At 59.5% G+C, this 11,166-nt stretch carries 12 protein-coding genes and 1 tRNA gene; 9 read left to right on the forward strand and 4 right to left on the reverse strand.

The annotated features are described in order from the left end of the window. The first annotated feature begins 137 nt into the window (after window positions 1–137). From AC1U7K_RS13415 to AC1U7K_RS13435, 5 genes are all read left to right on the forward strand, one after another. Window positions 138–1,181, forward strand: coding sequence for a tetratricopeptide repeat protein (locus AC1U7K_RS13415; RefSeq protein ID WP_480251926.1), 1,044 nt, complete (start codon window positions 138–140; stop codon window positions 1,179–1,181). Between the two features lie 224 nt (window positions 1,182–1,405). Further along, the gene (locus AC1U7K_RS13420) at window positions 1,406–1,645 is read left to right on the forward strand and encodes a YtxH domain-containing protein (RefSeq protein WP_480251928.1); all 240 of its coding nucleotides are present in this window, start codon (window positions 1,406–1,408) and stop codon (window positions 1,643–1,645) included. Window positions 1,646–2,176: 531 nt separating this feature from the next. Continuing rightward, window positions 2,177–2,266, forward strand: a tRNA-Leu gene (locus tag AC1U7K_RS13425). A 142-nt stretch (window positions 2,267–2,408) separates the two neighbouring features. Beyond that, the gene (locus tag AC1U7K_RS13430; RefSeq protein ID WP_480251930.1) at window positions 2,409–3,056 is read left to right on the forward strand and encodes a c-type heme family protein; all 648 of its coding nucleotides are present in this window, start codon (window positions 2,409–2,411) and stop codon (window positions 3,054–3,056) included. A 167-nt stretch (window positions 3,057–3,223) separates the two neighbouring features. Then, window positions 3,224–3,985, forward strand: a complete 762-nt coding sequence (locus AC1U7K_RS13435) for a class I SAM-dependent methyltransferase (RefSeq protein ID WP_480251931.1) — start codon at window positions 3,224–3,226, stop codon at window positions 3,983–3,985. Window positions 3,986–4,271: 286 nt separating this feature from the next. Here AC1U7K_RS13435 and AC1U7K_RS13440 read toward each other — a convergent pair whose 3' ends face one another. Then, complete coding sequence (locus tag AC1U7K_RS13440) at window positions 4,272–4,667, reverse strand: hypothetical protein (protein WP_480251933.1); 396 nt, start codon at window positions 4,665–4,667, stop codon at window positions 4,272–4,274. 68 nt (window positions 4,668–4,735) lie between these two features. On the opposite strand from AC1U7K_RS13440, the gene AC1U7K_RS13445 reads away from it, so the two are divergent. Then, window positions 4,736–5,143 carry a hypothetical protein gene (locus tag AC1U7K_RS13445; RefSeq protein ID WP_480251934.1) on the forward strand — a complete coding sequence of 136 codons (408 nt, stop codon included), beginning with the start codon at window positions 4,736–4,738 and terminating at the stop codon, window positions 5,141–5,143. A gap of 1,225 nt (window positions 5,144–6,368) precedes the next feature. Further along, complete coding sequence (locus AC1U7K_RS13450) at window positions 6,369–7,829, forward strand: LEPR-XLL domain-containing protein (protein ID WP_480251935.1); 1,461 nt, start codon at window positions 6,369–6,371, stop codon at window positions 7,827–7,829. A 99-nt stretch (window positions 7,830–7,928) separates the two neighbouring features. Here the strand turns inward: AC1U7K_RS13450 and AC1U7K_RS13455 are convergent, their stop codons facing one another. Then, entirely contained in the window at window positions 7,929–8,309 is a 381-nt protein-coding gene (locus AC1U7K_RS13455; protein ID WP_480251936.1) for a hypothetical protein, read from the reverse strand. Window positions 8,310–8,534: 225 nt separating this feature from the next. Between AC1U7K_RS13455 and AC1U7K_RS13460 the strand changes: the two genes are divergently transcribed. Next, complete coding sequence (locus AC1U7K_RS13460) at window positions 8,535–8,825, forward strand: PepSY domain-containing protein (RefSeq protein ID WP_480251937.1); 291 nt, start codon at window positions 8,535–8,537, stop codon at window positions 8,823–8,825. Between the two features lie 102 nt (window positions 8,826–8,927). Here the strand turns inward: AC1U7K_RS13460 and AC1U7K_RS13465 are convergent, their stop codons facing one another. Next, window positions 8,928–9,155, reverse strand: coding sequence for a hypothetical protein (locus AC1U7K_RS13465; RefSeq protein WP_480251938.1), 228 nt, complete (start codon window positions 9,153–9,155; stop codon window positions 8,928–8,930). A 280-nt stretch (window positions 9,156–9,435) separates the two neighbouring features. Continuing rightward, complete coding sequence (locus AC1U7K_RS13470) at window positions 9,436–10,056, reverse strand: response regulator (protein ID WP_480251939.1); 621 nt, start codon at window positions 10,054–10,056, stop codon at window positions 9,436–9,438. Window positions 10,057–10,213: 157 nt separating this feature from the next. Here AC1U7K_RS13470 and AC1U7K_RS13475 point away from each other — a divergent pair, with 157 nt between their 5' ends. Next, window positions 10,214–10,927 (forward strand): Crp/Fnr family transcriptional regulator, encoded by a 714-nt coding sequence (locus AC1U7K_RS13475; RefSeq protein ID WP_480251940.1) that lies wholly within the window; start codon window positions 10,214–10,216, stop codon window positions 10,925–10,927. Window positions 10,928–11,166 lie beyond the last annotated feature (239 nt).

Genomic DNA, 11,166 nt, shown 5'->3' on the forward strand with positions numbered 1-11,166 from the left:
GTCTTGGCGCGCCTGGGGCGGGCGGGTGAAATGGACAGCCTTTTTGAACATCCTGGGTATTCTTTCTGTTCATGTTGAACCGTGAAGCATTGTCGCATCCGGCTCCGGCTACCGTTTTTCAACGGCCTACTAAGGGCATGCGCGCGAGACGCTTCATCCTGATCGCCGCCGCCATTGCCGCTCTTGTAGGCGCGCCGCTTTCGGCAGGTGCCGCCTCCTCTCGAAACTTGAATGGCGATGAGTTGGTGCAGATCGGTGACCTGCATGAGGTTCAAAATCATCTCCAAGAGGCGCTGCCATACTATCAGCGGGCGGTGACGGCCTATCGCGAGCGGCGGAACCGCGTGGGCGAGGCGACGGCCTTGCTGCGCGTCGGTCAGGTGCAGGAAAGACAGGGACGTCTGCAGGAGGCGTTCGAATCGATCAAGAGTGGCGTCGCGGTCCTCGCGCTCACCCGCGATCGCGACCGCCAGGCCTCTGCGCTGCTCCAGCTTGGACATGTGGCGGCAGCAGTGGGCCGCGTTCCTGAGGCGGACGCCGCATACCGAGAGGCCCGACAACTGTTCGAACGAACGAAGAACCGCCGAGGCGCAACCGATGCTGGGCTCGGCCTCGCCGCCCTCTGGGTGCGAGAAGGCCGTCTCACTGACGCCATGACAGTGGCGATGCAGGCTCTTGCCGACGCCCGGGCACGGAATGATGGCCAACAGGAGGCCGAAGCGCTGGTGCTCCTCGGCGATGCATACGGTCAGACCGAGGACAGCGAGCGTGCCGCGGAGTCGTATAGCCGTGCGATGGCGCTGCTGAAGGGGCGCGGTCAGACGGCGCGTGAGGCCGAGATTCGGCTACGGCTGGCCCGAGCGCTGATGGAGCTTCGAGACGATGAAAAGGCGCGTGCGGTGGCCCAGGGTGCGCTTCCGCTCTACCAGACGATCAAGGACCGGCTAGGGGAAGCGGATGCGCTGTCGCTGCTCGGCACGCTCGCGTTGCGACAGGGTGATCTGAGCCGAGCGATCGACCACCACCAGCACGCGTTGGAACTTTATCGCGCCCTCCGCCATGGTCCGCGCGAAGCCGGGACATTGGCGAATCTGGCGCTGGTCTATGAAGCGCAAGGCACGGTTGATCAGGCACGAGAAACACAAGCGAAGGTCGTCTTTCTCCTCCAACGCGCCTCCTAATTTTTCCCTCACTGTTCTGTTTCTGAGACGCCTTTGTCGCCCGCAGTGTGCGGAAAACCAAACAGGCTCACCGCGGATGTGCATCGCATGTCATCAGTGGCGCCATTTTCCTAAGGTTTCCTCGCAGAATTCTCTGGCACAGTGAATGCTTTACTCACGATCGAGGCCTCAGGACAACTGGGTAAGGGTTCTCTTCACTGGGTGTGATTGAAAGGAGTACGACCATGTCTACAACGGGCAAGGTGACGGCAATGGTGGCTGGTGGAGCAGTAATTGGAGCCGGTTTGGGCCTCCTGTTGGCTCCCCAATCAGGAGCAGACACACGTCGTCAGATCCGCCATTATGCAAAGCGCGCACAGGTACAGGCGGCCAGGTTGAGCCGGAGCGTGAAGGCCGGCTTCGAGCGCGCCGTTGAACAAGGCAAGCTGTACCAGGAGAACGTCCGTCCCATCGAGGCCGCGTAGTTTCGCTTCCTGCCGTCACGGCGCTCACCCCTCGAATCGGCCTGCGCGGTCCCCCGCGCGGGCCGCTTCTTTCCGTACCACCAGGCTCGCGCCAAGACGCGCCCCTTCCCGGGCAAGGCCGGAGCGAGGCGCACAACGCGACGAATAAGTCGCGTTACGTTTGTGCGCGCCGGCGAGATGGTGAGCGGGCAGTGTCCGGGGGCGAGGCGTACTCTCGTGTGTACGTTGAGCCTCCGAGCGATGCGAGGTGCGCGAGGCGAGGAATAACTCGCCTCACGTTTGCGCACGGGCGCGAGTTGGTGAGCGCCCAGTGTCTTCGCAGTTGGCGGCCTTTTTCAACATCCTGCCAGTGACCGCTCAATATTGACCCTCACTCAATTAGATTGTTACAGTCACGACCGCTGAAATCGTGATCGGGAATCTCGAGGCCAGGTGATCAGGCCGCCTCTTCGAGCATTCTTGGTTGCAAGATTTCTGTTCGGCTCTCGCTGTCGAACCGCGATACATGAATCGCCATGTACCTCGCCGCATGCCGGAGTGGCGGAATAGGCAGACGCCAGGGACTTAAAATCCCTTGGGCCCACAAGGCCCGTGCCGGTTCGAGCCCGGCCTCCGGCACCATTTTCAATCACGAGGTCTCGGGGTATAGAAATCGAAAGTAAAGGCCGTCATAGCCCGAGAATAACGGTAGTAGGGGGTATTGAAAACGTGGGCCGAAGGGCGTACGTCGGTAGTCCGCTACCGGGGCAGGGAGGATAAGGGAATGAAGGGGCTTCGACGCGTAGGATCAGTACTGCTCACCATGATCGTGCTCGGGACAGCAGGTACCGCCAGAGCGGCAGATCCATCGCTCGATCAAACGGCGCGGTACCTCTTGGAGTTGGCAAAAGCCTTTCGGACGGCGTATGTGTTGCAGGTCGTCGAGCACGCGCGGTCAAGCGGCATTCAACCGGCTGAAGACTGGGTGAAGGCAGCCCATCTGGTTCCGCTTCCGGCCCAGTTTGTGAAAGGTGCGGCCGAACAAGTCAGCGGATTTGAGCTGGGCCTGATCGGGCTCACTCCACTGAACAGCGCCAATCGTCCAAAGTCCGAAGCCGAGGCGGACGCCCTGCTCAAGCTCGCCGCGGATCGCGACCGCTCGGTGCTCACCTTCATCGATGGCGCGGAGTTCAAGGCCATCTCGTCCGATTTAGCGATTGTGCAGTCGTGCGTTGATTGTCATAATCACCACCCGCGGGCGACCCGTCAAAATTTTCAGCGGTGGGATGTCATGGGCGGCATCATCGTGCGACTCAAGCGCGATAGCAGCCCCGAGGGAATGAGCCTCGATCCAGGGCCGCCCACCCGTCCGGCTGGACCATTGGAACGGCTCACGCCAAAGTCAAATGATCCTCCACCTTGGGCCCGGTGAAGAGGGCACGCTGTTGTTCCAGTTCCAGTTGCACGCCTCTATAAGAGGACAGAGAACAGGGTAGAGAGTCCGATGGCGCACTCGTTAACCCTGAACCCTTCCTGAAACTGTTGCCCGTTGCGGCTCGCGCCGGTATAGACCGTTCTGCCGTGAAGGCTGGAGAATCCATGAAAACCGATGGCTGCATCAGAGTGTTCGACTCGCAGGGGACAGACTATAAGGACGCCTTTCAGGTCTTTCTGAATCACACGGACCAAAAGCGAAACGCCAAGCGATGGTTGCAGCAATTGGTACAGCGAATCGCCGCAAGAGGCGTGTTCATCGACGCCGGAGCGGGGAATGGGGAAGTGACGGCTCACCTGGCTTCCGCATTCGCGCGAACGATTGCGATCGAACCGAACACTTATTTGTTAGGTCAGCTCCGGCAAGCGATCCCGCAGGCCGAAGCGATTGCGCAGCCGATCCTCGCCGCGACGCCGCCTGCCCTGGGGGACCTCGTCTTGTGTTCCCACATTCTCTACTACATTCCCGCCGAGCAATGGATGGCGCATCTCGAACGCCTGGCCTCGTGGATGTCCCCGACCGGCGTGATGGTGCTCATCCTTCAGAACCGAGGAACCGGGTGCATGGCGATGCTTGAGCATTTCTTCGGTCACCGATTCGATCTCGACGGCGTAGTCGGTGCCTTTGGCCACAAACATCGGAACGAGTACGAAATGACAACGATCGTCGACCCCGCCCACGTCGACGTCCCGGATGCTGCTTCGGCTATGGCCGTTGCCGAATTCATGCTCAACCTTCTCCCTATCAGCAAGCCGCCTTCCCGCCGCGATGTGGAAGAGTATCTGGCACAGCATTTTGCAACCGCGGACGGCCGCTACCGGTTTCCGGTCCATCAAGACTTTCTTCAAATACGGCGGGCAGCCTGACCCGCCGTCCCGTTGGTCTAGCAGCCGGTAGCCGATGTCATTTCAATGGATCGCCAGAGAGAGAAATGTCACCGAAGAATGGAAGCGTCGTAAGATGGCAGCAGAAGTTCAGAAACTTATCGAAGCCAAGCCTACGGACAGGCCCAGCGCCAGAGGTCTGCCTTGCTACTGACAACTGCAGCTAGTCGGGCGTCCAAACCCGTGGTCGCCATCTAATCCCTCTTTGGCAGGGACCAAGCACCAGTTGTGACCCTTCCCCGCGAACGAGGCATTTGCCATTCATGCCTCACAGTTGTCCGTTCTCCGTTTCGTGCCACACTTGATTCGCTTTGCCATGACACGGAACCAGTTGTATGAGATCACCATCGTTTCCCCGACCGCTCCCCGCAGTGACGCACCAGCCTGTTCGCTTGGGATTCGTAATTGATGTGGTGGCCTCGAGCGTTGCAGCGGCCGAAAAATGAAAAACCCGACAGCCTTGCGCGACGCTGCTGAGGGTAAGGGCGACAGGATGGTTCTCTAAGGTCTCATGCCATAGACAGCTCTGTGGCGCTTGGCTCTCTTCATAAAGGTAATAGGTGCGGTTCGGGTCCAGAGCATGCGCCGTCTCAGCAATGAGAATGACGAGCACCAGCGCGCACAGAACGAACAGATCCCCGTCACGTCTTTTTTGATTCAACATGCTTGGCATCTTTCTATTCAAATTTTATCATGACGTTCCAGATACACCGCTCGTAAATGAAGAGTCACGTGACCGACACAGTGAGGGCCGTCGAAGCGGTCGGCGCCACACTTCTCGGCCAACCCCGCAGCGTGTTGCCATGGTGGCTGACGCCACTGGCCGTGATCGTCCTGACTGCCGCGCTCACCTATTGTGGAGAGAGCAAAGCTGAACCGTTTGATCGCCTCGTGGAAGAGGGCGTCCAGATCCTGAAGGAGAAGCATGAAATTGTCCACCTTCAGGTAACGCGGCAATTGGACGTGCGGCAAGCTCAAGAGAAGCTCCTGACAAACAGGCAGCGCTGGGATCACTACATTCGAAAGCTTCCTCCCCAGAAGCAAGCGGCTATTCTAGAACGGATCAAGCAGAAAGAGACGAAGGTGTTGGCTGATCTGCAACGGAAGTGGGCCGCAGAAGGTCGTCAGTTGGGAAAGTAACCGCTCGCGCATTAGGTGTCATGACGGGATGCCCTGCATCCCGCAGGCGCCAAGGCCGGCTGACAACTCCCTGCATTCGCAGGATGCATTGCGACTACGGTTGCCGATTCAATCCCCCTTTACTGTTGACGTCCCGTGCTGCGGGAGCGACCACTGAGGCGGAGTCAAGCGGTTCCGGTGTCTGCACCGCATTGCGGTCCGTCATTCTGGTTGAAGTCATCTCGCCACACGACGCAAGCATCAGGGTGATGAGAATCGTGAAGGAACCAGTAGCCCAGGTCATCGCTGCCTCCCTTACTCAAGAATTAGGATACCGCCTCTCACGCCGATTCTCTCACGTACTTGGTGAAGGCGAGCCACGTACTCCGTTGTTGTGGCTCCATTCGGCACGCCTGCCGATGGTAACGTCTTGCGGTTCATCACCGCATCAAAGCACGGCCCGTGACGGTGGGTCAATTGTGATCGGCCACACGGCGCTTGGTACCGGGTGGTGTGTTACGATACGAACATGGACGAGACGTACGAGGTCAGACGGAAACGATATGCTTCGATTGTCCTGGAAGCAAAACATCAGATCGAATGGGCCCAGACCCTTTGTGTGCGAGCGCGGATCGCGGTTGAGGAATCTCTCTCTATCGGCAAACCGCACACCTAAGCAGCCTCGGCATCACACGCCGGTGCTACCGCTACGGTCTCGACTCGTGGCTCACGGGATCGATGGCAGGTCGTGATCGGTTTCCCAGATCAACACTTCTGCGCCAGTCTCATCATCGGCCCTGACAGTGCGGGCGCCGGCGGCCGTCAGGCGGGCGGCGTCGCCGTCTTCAGTGGCCCTGCCCCTTCGATCTTTAGCCGCCCCTTCGCTACCAATACATTGACCTAGCGCCTATCAGGCACGGGCGCGGATTCTCCGGGCTTCAAGCCCCGTCCCGGCGTACGGCTCCCCGTTGTCGGATCGAGATGGCGGCATCATGGCCACGATCTGACGCGATCGGAACCGGTCCTCCGCCGGCCAACTCCCCGTTGATGTCGAGCTGTTCCTACCTGATGGAATAGTCAAGGTGCAAAAATTTTTTTAGCTTGCGTCTAGCAAGGTTAGAGGCGAAGCCCCCTTGAACATTCATAAGTAGTTCGCTTCAGCGCCCTCGTTTCGGGGCTTGTGAGCGAGGAGCGATACTGGTATATCGCCCCGGCGTGCTCGTTCTTCGGTAACAGGAGGGCTGATATGCGACTTGGTCTTTTGACGTGTTTTCGTGGGCCGCGACAGCACACATCACGACACCAGGCGAAGAGGACGAAGTGCTTTGCGCTTGAAACGCTCGAAGAGCGCGTCCTGTTGAGCGCCGATCTTTCCGCCGTCGTCCAAGCGGTGCAGGCGCCACAGGCCGCCCCGCCGAACACGACTGCCCAAGCCACCGTACAGGTTCAGAATACCGGGACGAGTTGGTCGAGCTCCGTGAACGTCAATGCGTATTCGCTGCCGGCCGGCCAAGCCTGGATCGGAGCGACGCTCGCAAATCCGCTCGGGCCCGGTCAGAGCGAATCGGTCGTGATTAACCTCACCGGCCAGGCGAGCGTGGGTATTGACGCCTCCACACTCCTCGCCGTGCCGACCGATATGGCGTCAGTGGGCTGGCCGCCGGCGTCGCCGGCGACGCTCGACAGCTCGGCCACGACGCTCGCCGTCGTCGCATCGCAAACCACTGCGCAGGCTCCCGCGATGTCGCCCGCGCAGTGGAATCAAATCCTCCAGCAATGGCAGCAGAACATGCTGACGTTTGGACGGCAGGCGGGACAAGCTCTTCAAGCCCCGTCGTGGGGGACGGAGCCGAACACGGCGTACTATGATGCGGCACGCGTCTTTTATCAAATCGCCCAATACACCGGAGATTCCAGCTGGACGGTCTACGCGCAAACCGCCGGGAACATGTATCGCGATGCCTATGTCCTTGCCAACCCCCAAGGCGTTCCAGGGTATTGGAACTTCACGCAAGGCCTGCTGATGGATTATCAGCAGACGGGCAATCCGCTCGACCTTCAAGCAATCCAAGAGTTGAGCACAACAGTCTGGAATGCGGAGAGCGCGCCGCTCTCCTACAGCCAGCCAGCGGATTACAGCCGCGAGGTCGCCTATGCGATCATGGCGTACGTGAACGGGCTGGCTGTCGGCCAGCCGCAGACGCCGAGGCTGGGCGAGCTGATCGATCAGGCCATCGGGCACATCGATCAGTGGTTCGTGTCCCACTCTGCTCCCTACGTTCGGCCTTTTATGGTCGGGCTCACCACGCAAGCGCTGATCCAGGCGTATGATGTCACAGGTGATGCCAGGATTCCCGGCGCCGTGCAGACCGCGCTCGATGGGTTATGGAACCAGATGTGGCTCCCGGGCGAGCAGGCCTTCATGTATACCAACGTCGACACGAGCACGATCAATCCGTCAAGCCCGGGGTACAACACAGGCGGAACCGAGCCGGCCCCTGACCTCAATCTGCTCATCGCGCCCGCCTATGCGTGGATGTACAAGCAGACCGGGAATATTCAATATCTCAATGAAGGGGACCAAATCTTTGCCGGCGGCGTGCAGCAGGCGTACCTCGGTGACGGGAAACATTTCGACCAAAACTACATGTGGAGTTTCGATTACGTCACCTGGCGAAACCAGGGCCTGCGACAGTGGACGGCATAGAGCGTATGGCGTTTCCCTCTGTGAACAGGAGTTGACCGAAGGCATCGGGCGCAGACGCCGCTGTGGAACAGTCGTGCGTCTGGGCCAGCCAGCCGGTCGTTACTGCACGGCAGGGGGCAAGGGCGCCGTGCGTTCTGGCCGCAACACGTCGCCGGCGACGTTCGTCCAAGACGGTGTAAAGATCAAGGACAGGGGCGGCAGAATCCACCACAGGCGCGTCGTGTCCGACTGCACGATCCGAACGCGTGTCGCGCCGAGCTCTTTGGCCTCCCGGGTAAATTCGGCGACCGCGGTCTTCAGCGAGGCGTCTCCCACGAACGGGAGCGCCACAAAGAGCTGAAGTGCGTAGTGCGTGCTGTTGATGTGAGTCGGTATACTGTTATCGACATCGCGAAGCCCATGAAAGTCGGACGCGGTGCTCGAGAGGGTACAGCCGCCCAACGTCGCCACGAGAAACGCCGCCAGTGCAAGTCTCTTCATAGTTCTTCCTCCGCGGTAATGTCCCACATCCATCCTGCACGGGATCCTATCGCAGCCTTTATCAGGCGCCCGAGTTTCTCGCGTCGTTCGTCATAGAGACATCTCGTCAGACGCGAGATCGCTCCCAGTTGATCGAATGGGACGCCGACACCAGGCAATGGCCGACATCATTGATCCGGGTATGGCGACTACCATCGGTAGACCATGCTAACGAGGAGGGATACCATGTCGAAAACCGTGATGGCCGTGTGCGCGTTCATGTTCTTCTCTGCCGCGTCTCTTCCGGCTTCCGCGCTATTTGAATCTGATAGTGAACTTGCACGGGAGGCAAGAATCAGCATGGTGGAGGCCATAACGACCGCGCAGAAAACAATCCCCGGGCAGCCGATCCATGTGGAGATGGGAAAAGATTCGGGCAAGACGGTGTACCAGATCCAAATGCTGGATAAGGACAACAAAACGCGCTGGGTCTACGTCGATACGATGACGGGAGCGGTCACCGAGGCGAAGCGGTGACGATAGCAAGTTGAAGACCGTGGCTTCGTGGCGATCCAACGTGTCGGCGAGTATCGGAGGCCCGCCCGCGCAGCTTCCGATACTCGCACCCGTGAGGCGCCTCTACTTGGCCGGTAACAGGAGATAGAGCACCGTGGGGATCAGGATCGCGGCGGCCCATGTCGCCTTCTTATTGTGGAAGACATCGTGGATGCCGAACACGAGCACCGCGGCAATGGCCATAAAGTAGATGAAGGCATTGCCGCGCGAATAGGAATGCACCTCTTCCGCGTGAACCAGGGTTGGTACGAGTGAAATGATCGTCGCAATGAAGGATACGATTAGTTTCATCTGTCATCCTCCTTTCCTCGTTCTTTTCGGTGTCGTTGGTTTTCCTCGGCAACGCAGGCAGTCGCAGGAATTCCGATAGCACGAACGTAGAGTGCGTGTACCGAGCACGACAGGCAGCCGTCGGCGCAGATCAATGTCCCCGGCACACTGACGATGGTGTCGGCCAATGCGCCTCAGGGGAGTTACGGCCGAGACCATGGCGTGGCCTCCGGTCACCATGCCGGTTCAGGGAAGCTGTCACACACATCGCGAGGACGTTTCTCTTCGAGGTGAGCCGCGACTAACTCGCCTCTTCGGACATCGGCAAATGGGTGCGCTGCAGCAGGCGGCTTTGTGTCGCGGCGGCAAGGAGGCGAGAGCGGGTATTGAGCCGAGTCAGTTGTCCTTCAAGTCTCTCCGAACGGCGTCGCAACCGGTCCCCGCTGGTCGAGGGCTGAAGGCCGAGTTCGTGCCTTCGGCCGGGAATGTGGTGAATGAGCAACCGGATCGTATGCATTCGCGCACGAATGCTGTCCATCCGGTGTTGAAGGTGATGGAGTCGGAGCGCCCTTCTCACCGCTTGCACGAAATCATTGCGGTCGATGGGCTTCCAAAGAATATCCGCCGCTCCTCGGCGAAGTCCTTCCGTCAAGACGCGCTGGTCCCCGCCGGTCGACAGCAGCACCGGGATACAGGGCCGGATCCCTTTCACCGCGTCGAGAAACGCCAAGCCGTTCAACTTCGGCATCCGACAATCGCTGATGACCGCGGCGTAGTGTGACTGCCGTACTCGTTCCAGTGCATGGAGCGGGTCATCGTCGGTTTCGACGGCCACGGCGCGTAGCCGGAAGGTGATCATCGCCGATAAGGCGTCGAGGAGGGCGGGATCGTCGTCGACAATGAGCAACCGCGGTGCGTGCATCCTTCTCTGCAGTTCGTCGTTGTCTTCAGGGGGTTCAATGAGGCAGGATACGGTTGACTGTGCGCGTCCGTCTGTCGCCTACGCGACACCTCTGGGGCCATTTTTCCTGTATAGTCCCCACTCCGCTGATCGCAGGCGAAAGGAAAGGAACCACTCGATGAAACACACGTGGATCAACAGCGACCAGACGCAGAATCGCCTGATCAAGAACCTCCCGCCCCACGAACAACAGCAGCTCCTGCAGTGGTGCAGCTCGATTGACCTCCCCGATAAACGTGTGTTGTGCGAGCAAGGCGAAGTCTTCTCGTGCGTCTACTTTCCTCATAACTCCGTCGTGTCGATGGTGGGCGTGCTGGAAGACGGTGCGATGGTCGAAGTCGCGACGATCGGGAACGAGGGATTTGTCGGAGTCCCTGTCTTGCTTGGCGTCGACAAAGCCGTGGCCCGCATTCTGGTGCAGGTGCCCGGTCGGGCAAGTCGCATGGGTATCGATGCGTTTCGAGAAGCGCTTGACCGTTGTCCGCGTCTCAATGCATTGGCTCACAACTATGCGCACGCGTTGCTTTCACAGGTCACCCGATCCGGTGGCTGCAACTCCCATCACTCCACAGAAGAGCGCTGTGCGCGGTGGTTGCTCATGACCGCCGATCGTGCGGGGTCCCGGGAGATTCCATACACGCAAGAATTTCTTGCGACGATCTTGAATGTGAGTCGCCCGCGAATGAACATTGCGATTGGCGTGCTTCAAAAGGCGGGATTGATCAAAGCCACGAAAGGCCACATCGAAATTGTGGATCGCCAGGGGCTGGAGGACGCCTCGTGTGAATGCTACCGAGCCATTCGCGAGGAATTCGATCGGTTCCTGCTCTAGCCGGCGTTCACCATTCCCCGCACAGTTCCGCGACCGGGGCGTGTGAGCTGAGAAAGCAGGCTGCCTAAGCTCTTTCCCTGTCATGGGCAACCACGTCAATTTTTCTCGCAGATCGCCTCGAACTATTTTATGATGACCGCGGCATCCTGACCCGGCCAAGGGTGAAGCGGGATCAGCGCGGAAGGGACTAGCATGGCGACCTATATCCTCGGCATCTCCGGCTACTATCACGACAGCGC

Source organism: Nitrospira sp. Vd2, assembly GCF_979581665.1.